18 protein-coding genes and 3 tRNA genes are annotated in these 17,601 nt (G+C 70.9%); 14 read left to right on the forward strand and 7 right to left on the reverse strand.

Translation table 11 applies throughout. The features are described from left to right. Positions 1–6: 6 nt before the first annotated feature. Genes ELX43_RS00695 through ELX43_RS00705 form a run of 3 tightly spaced genes read right to left on the reverse strand, consistent with a single transcriptional unit; the run spans position 7 to position 2,627 of the window. Entirely contained in the window at positions 7–921 is a 915-nt protein-coding gene (locus tag ELX43_RS00695) for a glycosyltransferase family 2 protein (RefSeq protein ID WP_164860539.1), read from the reverse strand. Continuing rightward, entirely contained in the window at positions 918–1,760 is an 843-nt protein-coding gene (locus ELX43_RS00700; protein WP_127781695.1) for an ABC transporter ATP-binding protein, read from the reverse strand. Before ELX43_RS00700 ends, ELX43_RS00695 begins: the two co-directional genes overlap by 4 nt. 6 nt (positions 1,761–1,766) lie before the next feature. After that, positions 1,767–2,627 (reverse strand): ABC transporter permease, encoded by an 861-nt coding sequence (locus ELX43_RS00705; RefSeq protein WP_127781696.1) that lies wholly within the window; start codon positions 2,625–2,627, stop codon positions 1,767–1,769. 97 nt (positions 2,628–2,724) lie between these two features. Between ELX43_RS00705 and ELX43_RS00710 the strand changes: the two genes are divergently transcribed. Further along, a complete protein-coding gene (locus ELX43_RS00710) occupies positions 2,725–3,327 on the forward strand; it encodes a DUF732 domain-containing protein (RefSeq protein WP_127781697.1) in 603 nt (200 codons plus the stop codon). 11 nt (positions 3,328–3,338) lie between these two features. Here the strand turns inward: ELX43_RS00710 and ELX43_RS00715 are convergent, their stop codons facing one another. Then, positions 3,339–3,848: a bacterial proteasome activator family protein gene (locus tag ELX43_RS00715; protein ID WP_127781698.1), complete on the reverse strand. Its 510-nt coding sequence runs from the start codon at positions 3,846–3,848 to the stop codon at positions 3,339–3,341. Positions 3,849–3,981: 133 nt separating this feature from the next. Continuing rightward, on the reverse strand, positions 3,982–4,971 hold the full coding sequence (locus ELX43_RS00720) for an NAD(P)H-quinone oxidoreductase (RefSeq protein ID WP_127781699.1): 990 nt from the start codon (positions 4,969–4,971) through the stop codon (positions 3,982–3,984). A gap of 74 nt (positions 4,972–5,045) precedes the next feature. Between ELX43_RS00720 and ELX43_RS00725 the strand changes: the two genes are divergently transcribed. The 4 genes from ELX43_RS00725 (at position 5,046) to ELX43_RS00740 (ending at position 7,075) form a co-directional block, all read left to right on the forward strand. Further along, positions 5,046–5,540: a low molecular weight protein-tyrosine-phosphatase gene (locus ELX43_RS00725; RefSeq protein ID WP_127781700.1), complete on the forward strand. Its 495-nt coding sequence runs from the start codon at positions 5,046–5,048 to the stop codon at positions 5,538–5,540. Between the two features lie 38 nt (positions 5,541–5,578). Further along, complete coding sequence (locus ELX43_RS00730) at positions 5,579–6,406, forward strand: fructosamine kinase family protein (protein WP_127781701.1); 828 nt, start codon at positions 5,579–5,581, stop codon at positions 6,404–6,406. Positions 6,407–6,515: 109 nt separating this feature from the next. Beyond that, complete coding sequence (locus ELX43_RS00735) at positions 6,516–6,956, forward strand: MarR family transcriptional regulator (protein WP_127784562.1); 441 nt, start codon at positions 6,516–6,518, stop codon at positions 6,954–6,956. A 31-nt stretch (positions 6,957–6,987) separates the two neighbouring features. Beyond that, a tRNA-Ser gene (locus ELX43_RS00740) sits at positions 6,988–7,075 on the forward strand. 9 nt (positions 7,076–7,084) lie between these two features. On the opposite strand, the gene ELX43_RS00745 is transcribed toward ELX43_RS00740, so the two are convergent. Continuing rightward, positions 7,085–7,774 (reverse strand): YceI family protein, encoded by a 690-nt coding sequence (locus ELX43_RS00745; protein ID WP_127781702.1) that lies wholly within the window; start codon positions 7,772–7,774, stop codon positions 7,085–7,087. Between the two features lie 205 nt (positions 7,775–7,979). Here ELX43_RS00745 and ELX43_RS00750 point away from each other — a divergent pair, with 205 nt between their 5' ends. From ELX43_RS00750 to ELX43_RS00775, 6 genes are all read left to right on the forward strand, one after another. Next, positions 7,980–8,837, forward strand: coding sequence for a polyphosphate polymerase domain-containing protein (locus ELX43_RS00750; RefSeq protein WP_241249493.1), 858 nt, complete (start codon positions 7,980–7,982; stop codon positions 8,835–8,837). Further along, a complete protein-coding gene (locus ELX43_RS00755) occupies positions 8,834–9,511 on the forward strand; it encodes a DUF4956 domain-containing protein (RefSeq protein WP_127781704.1) in 678 nt (225 codons plus the stop codon). Before ELX43_RS00750 ends, ELX43_RS00755 begins: the two co-directional genes overlap by 4 nt. Then, on the forward strand, positions 9,511–11,166 hold the full coding sequence (locus tag ELX43_RS00760) for a CotH kinase family protein (protein ID WP_127781705.1): 1,656 nt from the start codon (positions 9,511–9,513) through the stop codon (positions 11,164–11,166). The genes ELX43_RS00755 and ELX43_RS00760 overlap by 1 nt, the downstream gene beginning before the upstream one ends. Positions 11,167–11,286: 120 nt before the next feature. Beyond that, positions 11,287–11,904: a DUF47 family protein gene (locus tag ELX43_RS00765; RefSeq protein WP_127781706.1), complete on the forward strand. Its 618-nt coding sequence runs from the start codon at positions 11,287–11,289 to the stop codon at positions 11,902–11,904. 9 nt (positions 11,905–11,913) lie between these two features. Next, the gene (locus ELX43_RS00770) at positions 11,914–12,900 is read left to right on the forward strand and encodes an inorganic phosphate transporter (RefSeq protein ID WP_127781707.1); all 987 of its coding nucleotides are present in this window, start codon (positions 11,914–11,916) and stop codon (positions 12,898–12,900) included. 146 nt (positions 12,901–13,046) lie between these two features. Further along, complete coding sequence (locus ELX43_RS00775) at positions 13,047–15,371, forward strand: arylsulfotransferase family protein (protein ID WP_127781708.1); 2,325 nt, start codon at positions 13,047–13,049, stop codon at positions 15,369–15,371. A 39-nt stretch (positions 15,372–15,410) separates the two neighbouring features. Here ELX43_RS00775 and hisC read toward each other — a convergent pair whose 3' ends face one another. Continuing rightward, entirely contained in the window at positions 15,411–16,457 is a 1,047-nt protein-coding gene (gene hisC / locus ELX43_RS00780) for a histidinol-phosphate transaminase (protein ID WP_127781709.1), read from the reverse strand. A gap of 105 nt (positions 16,458–16,562) precedes the next feature. Here hisC and ELX43_RS00785 point away from each other — a divergent pair, with 105 nt between their 5' ends. From ELX43_RS00785 to ELX43_RS00795, 3 genes are all read left to right on the forward strand, one after another. Next, entirely contained in the window at positions 16,563–17,258 is a 696-nt protein-coding gene (locus tag ELX43_RS00785; protein WP_127781710.1) for a dienelactone hydrolase family protein, read from the forward strand. Positions 17,259–17,394: 136 nt separating this feature from the next. Continuing rightward, positions 17,395–17,485: transfer RNA gene (locus ELX43_RS00790), tRNA-Ser, on the forward strand. Positions 17,486–17,523: 38 nt separating this feature from the next. Next, positions 17,524–17,596: transfer RNA gene (locus ELX43_RS00795), tRNA-Arg, on the forward strand. The last annotated feature ends 5 nt before the right edge of the window (positions 17,597–17,601 follow it).

Below are 17,601 nucleotides of genomic sequence, written 5' to 3' on the forward strand. Positions count from 1 at the left end.
TCCGGCTCAGGGACGGCTGAACCGCTCCTTGCGCCCGAGCGAGCGCAGCCGGAACCACTCGCGCAGCCCCTTCGGGTCGCGGCGGGTGACGAGGAAGTACCAGCTGAAGCGCAGCCACTCCTGCGGCAGCAGCTTGCGCATGCCGGGCTGCGCCATCAGGTAGCCGCGGTTGCGGTAGGTGTAGAAGCGCTTGGTGTCGTTGTCCGGGTACTGGGTGTGCATGCGCCCGCCCAGGATCGGCCGGAACTCGTCGGTGCCGTCCGGGTGCAGGTAGGCGGTGCTCAGGCAGGTGCCGAACGGCAGGCCGGAGCGGGCGAGCCGCCGGTGGATCTCCACCTCGTCGCCGCGCACGAACAGTCGCAGGTCGGGCACCCCCACCGCGTCCACGCAGCGGGCGGAGAACAGCGCTCCGTTGAACAGGGAGGCGTAGCCGGGGATGAGCTCGTCGGCATCGGTGACGCTGAGCTCGCTGCGGCGGCGGCGCCACACCACGCCGCGGCGCAGCGGGAACGCCAGCTTGTCCGGGTCGTTGATGTTGCAGACCACGGGCGAGACCGCCGCCAGGCCGTGGCGCTGCGCGCAGTGCAGCAGCGTGGCCAGCACCTCCGGTCCCTCCGGGCGGCCATCGTCGTCGGCCAGCCACAGCCAGTCCGCGCCCAGGCTCAGCGCGTGCAGCATGCCCAGGGCGAAGCCACCGGCACCACCGAGGTTGTGCTGCGAGCCGAGGTAGGTGGTGGGCACGGGCGCGGCCTCGACCAGCTCGCGCACCTGCTCCTCGTTGCCGTTGTCCACCACCACCAGGTGGTCGATCGGGCGGCTCTGGGTGGTGAGCACCTTCAGCGACTGGGCGAGCAGCTCGGCGCGGTGCATGGTGACGACGACGGCGACGATCGTGCCGGCACCGGTGGGGGCCGCGCTCACCCCGTGATCGCGGGGTCGGCGCCCTGGGCAGCAGCGTCCTTGGCGTCTTCCTTCGCCATCTCCGCCAGCATCCGGTCCACGGTCTCGCCGGCCTCGGGTCCCTTGTAGGAGATCAGGATGTCGCGGATCTCCCCGGCCTCCCGGATGGTGCCGTGGTCGATCCACAGCGCCGAGTTGCACAGCTGCAGCAGGAACTCGTCGGAGTGGCTGGCGAACACCAGGATCCCGGAGCGGGAGACCAGGTCGCGCAGCCGGTTCTTGGCCTTGCGCAGGAACGCCGCGTCCACCGCGCCGATCCCCTCGTCGAGCAGCAGGATCTCCGGGTTGATGCTGGTGACCACGCCCAGCGCCAGCCGCACCCGCATGCCGGTGGAGTAGGTGCGCAGTGGCATGGAGATGTACTCGCCGAGCTCGGTGAAGTCGATGATCTCGTCCATCTTGGCCAGCATCGACTTGCGGGTCTGGCCCAGGAACAGCCCCCGGATGATGATGTTCTCGTAGCCGGAGATCTCCGGGTCCATGCCGACGCCGAGGTCGAACACCGGGGCCACCCGGCCCCGCACCACGGCGCTGCCGCGGGTGGGCTCGTAGATGCCCGACAGCAGCCGCAGCAGGGTGGACTTGCCGGCGCCGTTGTGCCCGACCAGGCCGACGCGGTCGCCCAGCTTGAGGCTGAGGGTGACGTCGCGCAGCGCCTCGATCACCACGACGTTGCTGTCGTTGCGGCCGATGGCGCCACCGGCCTTGCCCAGGAAGGCCTTCTTCAGCGAGCGGCTCTTGGCGTCGAAGATGGGGAAGTCGATGCAGGCGCCGTGCGTCTCGATACTTACGTCAGTCACAGTTCGTCACACCCAGTAGGCCACGCGGGCCCGGTAGTTGCGGAGGGCCCACAGGGCCAGTGCCCAGCCGGCGGCGGTGAAGGCCAGCACGATGTACCAGTGGTAGGCCGCCTGGTCCTGGCCGAGCATGGGCGCCCGGATGATCTCCAGGTAGTGGTAGAGCGGGTTGAGCTCGGCCAGCCGGGCTCGCTCGGCGTAGTCCCCACCGTTCTGCCGGATGGTCTCGGTCATCCACACGATCGGCGTCATGAAGAACAGCAGCTGCACCGCGCTCTCCAGGATGGGCTGGATGTCGCGGAAGCGGGTTGCCACGATGCCGGCGACCAGCCCGATCCAGATCCCGTTCACCGCGAGCAGCCCCAGGGCGACGAACGCGGTGAACACCGTCCAGTGGATCGGGATCTGGAACACCGCCAGCAGGATGAAGTAGATGATCAGGTTGTGCGCGAACAGCAGCAGCTGGCGCCACACCATGCGGTAGACGTGCACGCTCAGCGGGGCGGGCAGCTGGGTGATCAGGCCCACGTTGCTGGAGAAGACCGCGGCGCCCTCGAGGATGCAGCCGGAGATCATGTTCCAGACGATCAGCCCGAGGGTGATGTGCGGCAGCAGCACCTTGAGGTCCTGGCCGAAGAGCACCGAGTACATCAGCCCCATCGCGGTGGCGGTCGCGCCCGTGGCGATGGTGATCCAGATGGGCCCGAGCAGGCTGCGGCGGTAGCGCTGCTTGATGTCCTGAAACCCCAGGTGGGCCCACAGCTCGCGCTGGTTGAACCCCGTCCTGAGGTCCTCGAAGGCCCGGGCGTAGCTGCGGGACGGCGCGCCGCGGAGCGGTTCGGAGGTCTCGACGCTTGCTGTGACTGACACGGTCGCCGAGACTACCGCCTACGGCCTCGGTACCCCCGGACCCGCGGCGCGCTCGGGGTAGCCTGTGACGGTTGTGCCAGCAGAGGGAGGCTTTTCGATGGCTCGGAAGTTCATGCTCGGAGCCATGGTGGCTGCCACCGCGGTGGCGCTGACGGCGGGATGCGGCAGCGACGCGCCGGCCGAGGAGCCACTGCCCCCGGTGAGCAGCTCGACCACCACGCCGACCCCGCCCGCGCCGACGTCAGAGCCGACCACTTCGCCGGCGGTCACGCCGGCTCCGCAGGCCGCCGCCACCCCGTCCCCGGTCCCGCGCGCCACCACCACGGCCCCGGTGACTGCCGCACCCCCGCCGGTGGTGCGGTCGCCGTCCTCGATCGCGCAGGTGCCGCTGGACACCAAGCTCTACCCGCCGCCGGAGGTGCCCCGCTCCAGCGGCACCACGCCGAGCAAGAGCGCGTACCTGGACGCCCTGCAGAAGGGCGGGCTCACCCCCACCGCCACCGGCGCCACCGAGCTCACCATCGGTCAGGCCGTGTGCGACGAGCTGGGGCGCGGCGCCAACATCGCCGACATGAAGAAGCTGCTGGTGCCGGCCGGTGCGCTGGCGGCCGGGCTGGCCAAGAGCACGCTCAGCGGCGACCAGGTGGCCCAGCTCTACATCGACAGCGCCACCAGCACCCTCTGCGGCAGCGGGGGCTGACCGCGCGGGTCCTACAGGTACTGGCCGGTGCTCGCGCCGGCTGGTGGCTCGCTGGTCATGCCCGGCGGCAGCGCGCCGCGCTGCAGCTGCTCCAGCTGGGCCCGTGAGGCCATCTGCTGGGCGAACACCGCGGCCTGGATGCCGTGGAAGACCCCTTCCAGCCAGCCGACCAGCTGCGCCTGCGCCACTCGCAGCTCCCCGTCCGACGGGGCCTGCTCGGAGCTGAACGGGGTGGCCAGGCGGTCGAGCTCCTCGCGCAGCTCGGGCGACAGGCTCGGCTCGAGCTCCTTGACGGAGGCGGCGTAGATGTCGCGCAGGCGGCTGCGGCTCGCCTCGTCCAGCGGTGCACCGCGCACCTCCTCCAGCAGCTGCTTGACCATCGTGCCGATCCGCATCACCTTGGCCGGCTGCTGCAGCATCTCGCTCGGTGGGCTGCCGCCCTCGGGTGCCTTGGTGCCCTTCGCGGGTGCCGGACGGTCCGTCCCGGGGCCGACGACGTGGAACTGGTGCGGTTGTGTCATGGGTTCCTCTCCCTGGTGCAGGCCGCCGCCTGCTGGTCAGGCCGCCGCCACGCACACCGCGCGGTTCCTTCCACCGTAGGCGTGCCCTCGCTGGGCAGGGGCCAGGCTGCGTCGCTGGAGCGGTCGACCCGACCTAGCCGGTGGTGAGCACGATCTTGCCCACCACGTCGGCGGAGTCCAGCAGCTCGTGGGCGCGCGCGGCCTCGGCCATCGGCAGGGTGGTGTCGATGATCGGGCGAACCCGGCCGTCGGCGTACATCGGCCAGACGTTGTCCACCACCGCCGCCACCACCTCGGCCTTGCTGGCCTCGCCGGTGACGGGTCGCCCGCGCAGCCCGGTGGCGGTGACGCTGGCCCGCTTGGCGAGCATCTTGCCCAGGTCCAGCTCGGCCTTGCGGCCACCCTGCAGGCCGATGACCACCAGGTGGCCGTCCTTGGCCAGGGCGTCGACGTTGCGGGCCAGGTACTTGGCGCCCATGTTGTCCAGGATGACGTCCGCACCGTGGCCGTCGGTGGCGGAGCGGAGCTCCTCGACGAAGTCCTGCTCCTTGTAGTTGATGAGGATGTCCGCGCCCAGCTCGCGGCAGCGCGCCAGCTTCTCCGCGCTGCCCGCGGTGACGGCCACCGTGGCGCCCAGCGCCTTGCCCACCTGGATGGCGTGCGTGCCGATGCCCCCGCCACCGCCGTGCACCAGCAGCACGTCGCCGGCGTGCAGGCCTGCGGTCATCACCACGTTCGACCACACCGTGCAGGCCACCTCGGGCAGCCCGGCCGCCTCCACCAGGCTGATGCCCTGGGGCGGCGGCATGAGCTGGACCGCGGGCACGACGACCTTCTCCGCGTACCCACCGCCGGCGAGCAGCGCGCACACCTCCTCGCCCACGCTCCACCCGGCGACACCCTCGCCCAGCTCGGCCACCACGCCGGAGCACTCCAGCCCGAGGATGTCGCTGGCGCCGGGCGGGGGCGGGTAGTGGCCCTGCCGCTGCTGCACGTCGGCGCGGTTCAGCGCGGTGGCGGCCACGTCCAGCAGCACCTCCCCGGGGCCGGGCACCGGGTCGGCCACCTCGGTCCAGGTCAGCACGTCGGGTCCGCCGGGCTCAGTGATCGTGATCGCGTACATGGGTTCTGACGCTAGCGGTGCAGCCAGGTCAGTGGCACGCCGAGTGCCGGTGTGTTCGGCGCTAGCCTCGGGTCATGCGGATCCTCTTCGTGTGCATGGGCAACATCTGCCGCTCTCCCACGGCGGAGGGTGTCATGCGGCACCTCCTCGCCGAGGAGGGCCTGCAGGACGTGATCGAGGTGGACAGCGCGGGCACCGGCGGCTGGCACGCCGGCAACCCGCCCGACCGCAGGGCTACCGCGGCGGCCGCGGCCCGCGGGATCACCCTGGCCGGCAAGGCGCGCCAGATCCGCACCGACGACTTCGAGTCCTTCGACCTGATCCTCGCCGCCGACCGGGACAACATGATCGACCTGCTGGCGCTGGCTCCGCCGGGAACCGACCACAAGATCCGGCTGCTCCGCGAGCTCGACCCGGCGTCGGAGGACGCGCCGGAAGGGGACCCGGCCTACCTGGACGTCCCCGACCCCTACTACGGCGGCGAGCACGGCTTCGAGCACGTGCTCGACCTGGTGGAGGCGGCCTGCCGCGGGCTGCTGACCGTGGTGCGCACGCACGAGGCCACGTGATGGTGGCGACGTGACGGCGGCGACGTGACGGCGGCGACGTGACGGGGCCGCTGGGCCGTCGGCTGAGCGAGGCGCTCGGCCGCGAGGTGCTGGACCTGCGTCCAGTGGCCGGCGGTGACCTCAACGAGGCGTACTCCGCCCGCCTGGCCGGCGGGGAGGAGGTCTTCGTCAAGACCCGGGCCGGGGCCGCGCCCGGCGAGTTCGCCACCGAGGCCGAGGGTCTGCGGTGGCTTGCCGCGGCGGGGGCGCTGCGGGTGGCCGAGGTGCTCGCGGTGGGTGAGGACTGGCTCGCGCTGCGCTGGATCGCGGTGGGTCGGCTCGACGCGGCCGGCCAGGAGGAGCTCGGGCGCGGCCTGGCGCAGCTGCACCGGGCGGGTGCGCCCGCCTTCGGCGGCACGCGGCCACTGCGGCTGGGCCCGCTCGAGCTGCCCAACGACCCGTCGCCGCACTGGCCGTCCTTCTACGCGGGGCGCCGGCTCCTCCCGCTGGCTGGGCGGGCAGGGCTGGACCGCGTGGTCGGCCGGGTCTGCGAGCGCCTCGACGACCTCGTCGGCCCGGCAGAACCCCCGGCCCGGCTGCACGGCGACCTGTGGTCGGGCAACGTGCTGGCCGGCCGGGACGGGCGCCCGTGGCTGATCGACCCCGCCGCCTACGGCGGGCACCGCGAGGTGGACCTGGCCATGCTGGCGCTGTTCGGCACGCCTGCCCCCCGCACCCTGGCCGCCTACGACGAGGTGTGGCCGCGTGCGGCGGGCCACCAGGACCGCCTCGCCCTCTACCAGCTGTTCCCGCTGCTGGTGCACGCCGTGCTGTTCGGGGGCAGCTACGTGCGGGCGGCCGAGGCTGCGGCCCGGCGGTACGTGTGATGACCGCGGCGGCGCAGGGCCGTTCTAGTCTGGCTCCGTGAGCCACGCGAACGTCGAGAGCAGTGCCGCCGAACCCGCTGCTGAGCCGCGCTGGCTGGACAAGGACGAGATGCGGGCCTGGCGCGCGTTCATCCAGGGCAGCCAGCGCCTGCTGGAGGCGCTCAACCGCGAGCTGAGCGAGGCGCACGGGCTGACCCTGGCCGACTACCGCATCCTGGTGATCCTGTCCGAGACCGAGGGCAACTCGGTACGGATGAGCGACCTCGCCGACGGCATCGTGTCCTCTCGCAGCCGCCTCACCCACCAGGTTCGTCGGCTCGAGGAGGCCGGCCTGGTGCGGCGCGAGGAGTGCCCCGACGACCGTCGCGGAATCTTGGCCACCCTCACGGCCGAGGGCCGCCGCCAGCTGGAGGAGGCCGCCCCCACCCACCTGGCCGGCGTGCGCGCCCACCTCATCGACCAGCTCGACGCCGCCGAGCTGCGCACCATGGCCGAGGTGCTCGAGCGCGCCGACAGCGCCCTGGTGCGGGAGGCCCGCGGCCCGGACTGAGCCGGTCGGGGTGGCCTATATGCTCTGCGGCGGAAGCGTGGCAGAGCGGCCGAATGCACTCGCCTTGAAAGCGAGAGACCTGAGAGGGTCCGGGGGTTCAAATCCCTCCGCTTCCGCCACTCCTCCGCTCAGCGCTTGGCCAGGCTGACCAGGAAGTCGATGGTCCCCGTGGGGTCCACGCTGACGAAGCCCAGGTTGGGCGGCTGCACCCCGAAGTCGGTCCACGTCGCGGGCACGCTGCCGGAGGCGACGAGGGTGTCCCCGCTGCGCAGCACCTGCACCGGCACCGTGGCGTCCCGGGTGGTGCCCTTGATGGTGACCTGCACCGGCACGGACACCGTCGCGGCCGCCCCGTCGGCGGGCACGCCGCTGAGGTCGACGGGCGCGCGCACCGTGAGCGTCGCCGTCGGGTGGCTCGCCACGTCCATGATGTCGCGGCCGGTGAAGCGGCTGTCCCGCTGCGCGCTGTCGGTGCTGACGTCGGCCACCTGGATGGTGAACTGGGCGGTGGTTAGCGTGTCGTCGGTGATGCTCGCCTGGCCGGTGACCGACGTGGTGGTGCCCACGACGTTGACCGAGGCGCCGCGCAAGATCTCGTGCACGGTGTAGCCGGCCGCGGTCCGGTTGCGCTCGTCCCCGGCCACCACGGTCCACTGGCCGTCCAGGGCGGTGCTGGCGGCCTGGGCGCCCTCGGCGCTGACCGCGGCGGCCGGCGCGTCGTCGGTGGCGATGAAGGTGCCGTACACCCAGGGCGCGACGAAGTAGCCGACGAGCGCGACCACCACCACGGCAACGACTGACCATCCGACTCTGCGCATGCGCCCACCCTAGAGCGGCCAAGGCGAGGCTGACCTAAGCCGGCGTGGGCCGGCGTGCAGCGCGTTCACAGCCCGCCCCCAGGTTGGTCCCACCTGGTGCCCAGCCTCGCCCCCTCTACTGGTCCGGACGCAACGCGAACCGGAAAGAGAGACTCAAGTGCGATTACTCGGCCGATATCGCAAGCAGGCGGAGGTGGTCGACCAGGTGGCAGCCGATGTTGGCGCTGCTGCCAGCGGCTACCAGGCGACGGCGAGCAGGCTGCACGCCTTCAACCGCTACGAGATCAAGTACCTCGTGGACGAGCTCACGGTGCCGCGACTGCGCGCCGAGCTGGCGCAGCGGATGGACAGCGATCAGCACTCCCCGGTGGGCGGATACCCCGTCACCTCGCTGTACTACGACACCGCGGACCTGCGCTTCTACTGGGAGAAGATCGAGGGCCTGAAGTTCCGCCGCAAGCTGCGGCTGCGTCTCTACGGCGACCCGGCAGACTGCACGGACGACACCAGCGTGCAGGTGGAGATCAAGCAGCGGGTCAACCGCGTCACCCAGAAGCGGCGCATGGCTGTGCCCTACGCCACGGCGCAGCGCTGGCTGCACGGTCGCGAGGAGCTGAGCTGCGGTCGCCGCGAGCAGCCGTTCGTCAACGAGGTCACCACGCTGGTCGGCAACCTGGACCTGCGCCCGGTGGTCACCACCGGCTACCTGCGCGAGGCATTCGTGGGCACCGGGGCCGAGCTGGGCCTGCGGGTCACGCTCGACCACAAGGTGCACGGCCGCGACCGGGACTTCCACTTCGCCTCGGAGGCGGAGAACCGGTTCATCATCCCGCCAAAGCTGGCGATCCTGGAGATCAAGGCCAACGAGCGCATCCCGTACTGGGTGACCGACCTCACCGCCCGGCTGGACATGTCCGTGGTCCGGGTCTCCAAGTACTGCCAGAGCGTGCAGGCGTTCGGCTTGGCGCCGCGCTCCCTCGCGGGCGCCCCCGAGCTGGTGCTCCCGTCCGACGCCGTCAACCTCGGCCCCCACTCACTCACCGCAACGACAGGAACGGCATGAACTTCGACATCCAGGACCTCAGCGGCACGTTCACGGCGTTCGACATCGTCGTGTCGTTGGCGCTGTCGTTCGTGCTCTCGGCGATCATCGGCTGGGTCTACCGCTACACGCACAAGAACGTCTCCTACAGCCAGTCCTACGTGCAGACGCTGGTCATGATCGGCATGGTTGTCTCGCTGGTGATGCTGGTGGTCGGTTCCAACATCGCCAGGGCGTTCGCCCTCGTCGGTGCGCTGTCCGTGGTCCGCTTCCGCAACGCGGTGAAGGAGACCAGGGACGTCGGCTTCATCTTCCTGGTGATGGCCATCGGCATGACGACCGGCACGCGGTTCTACCTGCTGGCCATCTGCGCGACCGTGGCGATCTGCCTGGTGATGGTGCTGATGAACAAGTTCAGCTGGTTCAAGCTGGACGTGCAGCGACAGGTGGTCAAGGTGCAGGTGCCGCCCGAGGGGGCCTACGCCGCGCTCGTCGAGGACATCCTGATCGAGCACTGCACCGAGCACGAGCTGGTCTCCACGGACTCGGTGCGGTCCGGGGCGCTCACCGAGCTGTACTTCACGGCGCAGCTGAAGAAGGGAGTCAAGCCCAGTGAGCTGGTCTCCGCGCTCACCGAGGTCAACTCAGGGCAGCGCGTCACGGTGCTGACCGGCTACGACCAGACGGACATCTGATGGTCGAGGGTGCGGAGGTGAACGAGGCGCCACCGAGGGCCCGGTGGCGTCACCGGCTCCCCACTCCGCTTCGCCGGCACTGGAGGGTCCTGGCCGTCTTCGTAGCCTTCGTGGTGGTGATGACCACGGTCTTCGGGGGTGCCCGGGTACGTCCGTACATCACCGGCGATCCCTCGGTGATCGCGTCGTCGATCACCGAGAACATCGCCGGGACGGTGGACCTGTTCGACTCATCGGCCAGCCACGAGGTGGCGGTGCAGATCAGCGACACCGAGTACCGAGAGATGATCGAGGCCTACCAGAAGGACGGGGACAAGGACTGGGCGAAGGCCGCCATCACGATCGACGGCACCCTGGTCAGCGACGTGGGCGTGCGGCTGAAGGGGAACTCCACCCTGATGGGGCTCGGCGGGCGCGGTCCAGGTGCTGGTGCGGATGGCCAAGGACCTCCCGGCATGCAGCCACCTGAAGGCATGCAGCCACCTGAAGGCATGCAGCCACCTGAAGGCATGCAGCCACCGGCGGGCATGCAGCTGCCGCAGGGCCCGGGGGGTGGGCAGCCTGGTGGCGGCATGGGGCTGCCCGGTGCGTCCGCGATCTCCAGCGATGATCCGACGTCGCTGCCCCTGCTGATCAGCTTCGACAAGTACGTGGAGGGTCGGGCCTACCAGGGCCTGACTGAGCTGTCGGTGCGCCCGGGCGCACCCGTCCTCAACGAGGCGATGGCCCTGTCCCTCACCGCGGCCACCGACCAGCCCACCCAGCGGTACGCGTACTCGGTCTACTCCATCAACGATGGCGCCACCACCACCCGGCTGCTGCTGGAACACCCGGACGAGCAGTACGCCAGCTCGCTGCTCGACGGCGACGGCTACCTCTACAAGGCCGACGCCTCGTCGAGGCTCGCCTACGTCGGGGACGACCAGGCGGACTACACCGGTCAGTTCCCCCTGGTCAACGCCGAGGGCACCGGGGACGTCCAGCCGATCATCAGCTTTGTGAAGTGGCTGGACTCCGCCACCGACGACGAGCTCGACCAGCACCTCGCCGACTGGGTGGACGTGGAGTCCCTCGCCCGCTACCTCGCCACCCAGAACCTGCTGGTCAACGCCGACGACATGGCAGGCGCCGGGCAGAACTACTACCTCTGGTACGACCTGACGACCAAGAAGCTCTCGGTCGTCTCCTGGGACCTCAACCTCGCCATGACCGGCGCCACCACCGCCGGGCCGAACGACACGATCAGCATGGGGGGCGGGGCACAGGGAGGACCACAGCGCGGCGGTGCGCCGCAGCCGGCTGGTGCGGACCGGCCCCGTCCCGGTCTCGGTGAGCAGCCCGGCGTGGCCGGGCGGCCGGGAGCACCACCGGACGCCGCGAACCAGCCCGGGGCCGGCCGCAGCATCGGCGGCAACACCCTCAAGGCCCGCTTTCTCGACTCCGAGGCGTTCCAGGGCACCTACCAGGCCGCGTACTGGACGTTGTTCGAGCGGTTCTACGGGGACGGGACTGCGCTGCGGACCCTCGACCAGGTCGCCGCCAGCGTCCCCACCAGCAGCGGGCTGACCAGGGAGACCCTGCAGGCGAGCGTCGAGACGATGCGAACCTGGATCCAGGCACGAACCGCCTCGCTCGCCGCGCTGCGCCCGCAGTGAGAGGCCCTGCGACGGGCGCCACAAAGGGGTGTCCGGTGCCGACCGACGCAGGGCGGTACGGCACCCTTGCGGGTGCCTTGGCCGCTTATCTCCCCAAGTCCGCTATTGGAGACTGTCACCGTGTTCTCCCGGTTCAAACCCAAGAACAACCTGTTCTACGACCTGTTCAGCTCGTGCGGGCACAACCTCGCCTCCGGCGGCAAGACGCTCAGCGAGCTGCTGCAGCCCAGCCCGGACTTCGTGACGGTGTCCGAGAAGATGGCCGAGCTCGAGCACGCCTGCGACGACATCACCCACGAGCTCTTCCGCACCCTGAACTCCAGCTTCGTCACCCCCTTCGACCGCTCCGACATCTACTCGCTCGGCTCGGCGCTGGACGACGTGATGGACCACATGGAGGCGGCCACCCAGCTGATGACCCTCTACGGCATCACCGAGCTGACCCCGCACATGCGCCAGATGGTGGAGATCCTGGACAAGTGCGGGCAGGTCACCGCCGAGGCGCTGCCCCGGCTGCGCTCGCTGGACGGGCTGGACGGCTTCTGGATCGAGATCAACAACCTGGAGAACCGGGCGGACAGCACCTACCGCAGCCTGCTCGCCGACCTGTTCGGCGGCGACTACGACGCGCTGACGGTGATGAAGCTCAAGGACGTCGGGGACGAGCTCGAGGACGCCGCGGACGCGTTCGAGACGGTGGCCAACATCGTCGAGTCGATCGTCCTCAAGGAGTCGTGACCGGCGCACATGCTGATGCTGCTGCTGGTCATCGCCCTCGCGATGGCCTTCACCTTCACCAACGGCTTCCACGACTCCGCCAACGCCATCGCCACCTCGGTGTCCACCCGGGCGCTGACCATGCGCACCGCGCTGGCCATGGCCGCGGTCGGCAACCTGCTCGGCTCGTTCTTCGGGGCCAAGGTGGCCTCCACCGTGGGTGCCGGCATCATCAACATCGACGCCAGCGACCGGGCCCTGGTCATCGTGGCGTGCGCCCTGGTGGGTGCCATCGGCTGGAACATGGCCACCTGGTGGTTCGGCCTGCCGTCGTCGTCCTCGCACGCGCTGATCGGCGGCATGGTGGGCGCGGCGCTGGCCGGCAGCATGGAGGTGCTGTGGCACGGGGTCACCACCAAGGTGCTGGTGCCCATGGTGATCTCCCCGCTGGTGGGCTTCGTCGTCGGCTACGCGGTGATGATCGCGATCATGTGGATCTTCCGAAGCTCCTCGCCCTCGCGGACCAGCCGCGGGTTTCGCCACGCCCAGACGTGCTCGGCGGCTGCGATGGCGTTCGGCCACGGCATGCAGGACGCGGCGAAGACGATGGGCATCGTGGTGCTGGCGCTGGTGGTCTCCGGCCGCCAGGAGGGCCACGACATCCCGCTCTGGTGCTTCCTGGCCACCGCCGCCGTGCTCGCCGCCGGCACCGCCGTGGGTGGCACCCGGATCATGCGCACCCTGGGCCGCAAGGTGATCGAGCTCGACCCGCCGCACGGGTTCGCGGCCGAGATGACCGCGGCGTCGGTGCTCTACGTCGCCTCGGCGGGGATGGGTGCGCCGGTGTCCACGACGCACGTGATGTCCTCGGCGATCATGGGCGTGGGCACCACCAAGCGGCTCTCCGCGGTGCGCTGGGGCGTGGCGGGCAACATGCTCACCGCCTGGATCCTCACCTTCCCGGCAGCGGCGCTGCTGGCTGCGATCTGCTACTGGGCGGCCACCTTGGCGTTCTGAGTGAGCCGGTGGTCTCGAGAGCTCATTCACCTCAGTAAAGGTTTAGTGACACTCGGTCAGATCGTCAGCGCACTGCGTTGATTTTGGTCTACCTTGACCTCCAATGACACGAACGTCCACAGGGGACGGTCTTGGGGGGAAAAGGTATGCGCCGCAGAAGGATCAAGCTCAGGGGGATCACCCGCAGCCGGGCTGTCGGGACGACGACGGCGGTGGTGCTGGCGGCGAGCCTGTTCCCCGTCCTGGTGCCGGCCGCGGCGTCGGCCGCACCCAGCGAGACCCGGGCCGCCACCGCGTTTCCCGCGCCGGGTGACGCCCACGCCGCTGCCGGCGCCGACATCACCGTCCGGGGCGTCGACCCCGCCGGGGTCGCCAGCGTCACCGTCACCGGCTCGGTCAGCGGTGAGCACCCCGGCGTGCTCACCCGGCTGAGCGCCGCCGAGGGCGTGACCTTCAACCCGGCGGAGGACTTCGTGCCGGGGGAGCAGGTGAGCGTCCGCGCAGCGGGCATCTCCTTCGCCGACACCGGCAGCTCGGAGTACACCTTCACCGTGGCTCGTCCCGGCGCGGCCATCGACCCCGCCGCCCTCGTCGCCGGCACCGACGTCGCAGCGGCCGCCGCAGCTCCCACGCCCTGCCAAGCCGCGCCGCGCCAGTACGTCACCCAGCCCGACCTGGGCGTCGTGCCCGGCGCGTGCGCCTCCGGCCCGGACGTCGACGCCAGTGGCGACAAGATCTTCACCTCGATGGCCCCGGGCCCGGGCATCTACGACCGCACCGGTGAGCTGGTCTGGCACGCCAAGGCCGGCGGCAACATCTTCGGCACCGTCAAGCCGGTCACCTACCGCGGTGAGAACCTGCTGGCCTACTACAGCGGAAACAGCTCCGCGGTGCCCGGCAGCGGCCAGGGTGAGTACGTGCTGGTCGACCAGAGCTACAAGCGGGTGCACACGGTGCGCGCCGCGGACGGCTACCAGGCCGACCTGCACGAGGTCGAGATCACGCCGCAGGGCACCGCGCTGGTGGGCATCTACGCCTCGGTGTGGACGCCGCTGGGCGACATCATCGACTTCGTGGTGCAGGAGGTGGAGGTCGACACCGGCAAGAAGCTCTTCGAGTGGCACGCCCTGGACCACGTCGACATCGCCGACTCCTACTTCCCCCGCGCGCTGTTCCTGCCCTGGGACTACATCCACGGCAACTCCGTGCAGCAGACCGCCGACGGCAACCTCCTGGTCTCCGCCCGGCACACCTGGGCCTCCTACAAGATCAGCCGCAGCACCGGTGACCTCATCTGGACCCACGGCGGCAAGCGGAGCAGCTTCGGGCCGATGACGGCCGGCCCGGGTGTGGCCGCGTCCGAGGCGCACGAGTACTGCTGGCAGCACGACGTGCAGGAGGTGGCGCCCAACACCTACACCGTGCTGGACAACGCCTCCGCGCTCGGCATCCCGCAGCGCTGCGGCAACGGGGAGACGCGCGGCCTGCAGTTCACCCTCACCGACCCGGTCGCCGGTGCCCCGGGCACGTCGGTGATCACCGACGTCTACCGGCCCTCACCCGGAGCCGCTGCCGGCTTCGCCGCCAACATGCAGACCCTGCCCGACGGCAGCCGGCTGCTGGGCCTGGGCGGCGTCCCGCGGGCCACCCTGCTCGACGCTGACGGCACCCCGACCCTGGAGATGGGCTTCACCGAGGCCGGCTACCGCGCCTACAGCGCCCCGTGGAAGGGCGCGCCGACCGGCGGGCCCAGCGCAGTGGTGAGCGCCGACCGCAGCACCGTGCACGTCAGCTGGAACGGCGCCACCGAGGTGCGCTCCTACCAGGTGCTCGCCGGTGCCGACGCCACCAGCCTGGAGCCGGTCGGCGCCCGCCAGCCACGCACCGGGTTCGAGACCGCGCTCACCCTCCCGGCGTCGGCAGGCCCGGTGGTGCGGGTGCAGGCGCTGGACGAGCGCGGCACGGTGCTGGGCACCAGCGGCACCCCGGTGTCCGGCAGCACCACCCTGGCGGCGCTGCAGGCCACGGCACCGGTGGGCACAGGCACGCTCAGCACCTCCCCCAGCGGCGACAGCCTGCAGCTGCCACCGGTGACGGCGGACTTCTCGCTGCTGTTCGGTCTGGTTCCGGCCCGCACCACGCTGTCGCTGCGTCCCACCAGCAACGCCCAGGGCACGGCGATCCCGGTGCAGGCCAGCTACTCCGAGACCGGCAGCACGCTGAGCTTCCAGGCCCGCCTGCACCTGGAGGACCTGTCGTTCTTCGGGTTCTCCGTGCAGCCGCTGATCGGCAGCACCTGCGAGACCACGGCCCCGGTCACGGTGACGCTCACCTCCAGCGGTGACGCCCGCCTGGGTTCGGAGCTCACCGGGTCCTACGCCATCCCCTCCTTCGCGGGCTGCGGGCTGGCGGACGGGTTGGTGTCGTCCATCTCGGTGCCCGACAACACGCTGCGGCTCACCCTCAGCTGAGCCGGGCAGCGGTGCTCGCGTGCCGCTGAGGGACTGCCCTCAGCGGCACGCGATCGTCAGGAACGCGTCGTTCTCCGCCGGGGTGCCGATGCTCACCCGCACGCCCTCACCGGCGAAGGCCCGCACCAGCACGCCGTCGGCCGCGCACTTCTCCGCGAAGGCGGTGGAGTCCTCGCCCAGGGGCAGCCACACGAAGTTCGCCTCGGTGGGGGGCACGGAGTACCCGGCCGCCAGCAGCGCCGCTCGCACTCGCACCCGCTCGGTGGCCACCTGCTCGCAGCGCTGCGCCAGCTCGTCGGCAGCCTCCAGCGAGGCGATGGCGGCCACCTGGGCGATCGCGCTGACCGCGAAGGGCACTGCCACCTTGCGCACGCCCGCGGCGACCTCGGGGGAGGCGTAGCAGTAGCCCACCCGCAGCCCGGCCAGGCCGAAGGCCTTGGAGAAGGTGCGCATCACCACCACGTTGGGCCGGTCGGTGGCCACCTGCACGCCGTCGGCGACGTCGGCGTCCCGCACGAAGTCGAGGTAGGCCTCGTCCAGCACCACCAGCACGTGCGGCGGCACCGCGTCCAGGAAGCGGTGCAGCTCCGCGGTGTGGATGACCGTGCCGGTGGGATTGTTCGGGCTGCACAGGAACACCAGCCGCGTCCGGTCGGTGATGGCGGCGAGCATGCCGTCGAGGTCGTGGCGGAAGTCCTCGGTCAGCGGTACGGGAACCGGTGCCGCGCCGACCACCCGCACGATGATCGGGTACGCCTCGAAGGAGCGCCAGGGGAAGACCACCTCGTCGCCGTCGTGGCAGGTGGCCTGCACCAGCTGGGTGAACAGGCTCGAGGAGCCACAGCCCACCGCCAGGCGCTCTGCCGGCACGTCCAGGTGGGCGGCCAGTGCCTGCACCAGCGCGTGGGAGGTCATGTCCGGGTAGCGGTTGGCGTGCTGGGCGGCGTCGGTGATCGCGGCCAGCACGCTGGGCAGCGGGCCGCCCGGAACTTCGTTGCTGGACAGCTTGATCGCCCCGGCCTCCGCCCGCCCCGGCACGTAGGCGGGCACGGCGTCGAGGTCGGTGCGGACGTGGGATGCAGGCACCCACCCAGGGTAGGGCCCGGCGGGCACTCCACCGGCCGCGACCCTGGCCAGGCCGAGGCCACGCGTGCTATGGCCGTGGAGTGTGTGCGGTGGGACACTGGCCGCATGTCGGGATCACACGTAGAGGTCGCCGCGCTGGACGGGGCGACGCCGGACTTTGCCAGGGGCCCGGGCGGCCAGCGCGTGCCGCTGACCGTCCAGGAGCCCGACACCGTGGCGCGGGGCGGCATCGTGGTGCTGCAGGGCGCCCACGAGGCCGCCGAGGCCGTGCAGCACCTGCAGGAGGCTCTGGCGGGGGAGGGCTGGGTGGCGGTCGCGCCACACCTGTACCACCGCCACCAGGGTGGGGGTGACAGTGCCGACGAGCTGGACGCGGAGATGGTGCTGGAGGACTGCGATGCCACCTTCTCCTGGCTCGCCGCCCGTGGCATCGACGCTGACCGGACCGGGGTGATGGGCTTCGACCTCGGCGGCTCGGTGGCGCTGATGGTGGCCTCCAGCCGGCAGATCGGTGCTGCGGTGACCGTGGCCGGCGCTGGGATCGACCAGCCACTGTCCCGCGGGCTGCCCACGCTGCTGGACCTCGCGCCGTCGCTGGCCTGCCCGTGGCTCGGCCTGTACGGCCAGGACGAGGGGATCACCGTCGAGCAGGTGGAGGCGCTGCGAGACGCGGCCGCCACCTCGCTGGTGGCCACCAACCTGGTCACCTACGACGGGGCGGGCCACCGGTTCGACTCTGCCGACGCCGACTCCGAGGCGCTGCAGCGGGTGTTCGACTGGTTCGACAGCCACCTGCGCTGAGCGAGCGCCTCGGCTGCCGCCCCGGGCAAGCCCTTCACCTGGGCTTCCGGTGGGGAGCAGGGGGGCGTTTTGCCCTGCGGCCATGCGCCTGTGTAACCTTCTCTTCCGGTGGCCGCAGGGTTCGCTCTACGCCTCGGGAGGCTTCGCCTAGTCTGGTCTATGGCGCCGCACTGCTAATGCGGTTTGGGGCTTCAACCCCATCCCGGGTTCGAATCCCGGAGCCTCCGCTGGGTCGGTCGCAAGACCGGCACAACTGAATGAACACGCGCTCGTAGCTCAACGGATAGAGCATCTGACTACGGATCAGAAGGTTAGGGGTTCGAATCCCTTCGAGCGCACGTTG

The organism is Rhodococcus sp. X156 (assembly GCF_004006015.1).
Classification (GTDB): domain Bacteria; phylum Actinomycetota; class Actinomycetes; order Mycobacteriales; family Mycobacteriaceae; genus X156.

Coding starts and splice junctions, on each gene's coding strand:
- ELX43_RS00775 (WP_127781708.1), top strand. CDS start 13,047: ATGCGCCGCAGAAGGATCAAGCTCAGGGGGATCACCCGCAGCCGGGCT.
- ELX43_RS00755 (WP_127781704.1), top strand. CDS start 8,834: ATGAACTTCGACATCCAGGACCTCAGCGGCACGTTCACGGCGTTCGAC.
- ELX43_RS00770 (WP_127781707.1), top strand. CDS start 11,914: ATGCTGATGCTGCTGCTGGTCATCGCCCTCGCGATGGCCTTCACCTTC.
- ELX43_RS00715 (WP_127781698.1), bottom strand. CDS start 3,848: ATGACACAACCGCACCAGTTCCACGTCGTCGGCCCCGGGACGGACCGT.
- ELX43_RS00720 (WP_127781699.1), bottom strand. CDS start 4,971: ATGTACGCGATCACGATCACTGAGCCCGGCGGACCCGACGTGCTGACC.
- ELX43_RS00745 (WP_127781702.1), bottom strand. CDS start 7,774: ATGCGCAGAGTCGGATGGTCAGTCGTTGCCGTGGTGGTGGTCGCGCTC.
- ELX43_RS00785 (WP_127781710.1), top strand. CDS start 16,563: ATGTCGGGATCACACGTAGAGGTCGCCGCGCTGGACGGGGCGACGCCG.
- ELX43_RS00710 (WP_127781697.1), top strand. CDS start 2,725: ATGGCTCGGAAGTTCATGCTCGGAGCCATGGTGGCTGCCACCGCGGTG.
- ELX43_RS00735 (WP_127784562.1), top strand. CDS start 6,516: ATGCGGGCCTGGCGCGCGTTCATCCAGGGCAGCCAGCGCCTGCTGGAG.
- ELX43_RS00760 (WP_127781705.1), top strand. CDS start 9,511: ATGGTCGAGGGTGCGGAGGTGAACGAGGCGCCACCGAGGGCCCGGTGG.
- ELX43_RS00725 (WP_127781700.1), top strand. CDS start 5,046: ATGCGGATCCTCTTCGTGTGCATGGGCAACATCTGCCGCTCTCCCACG.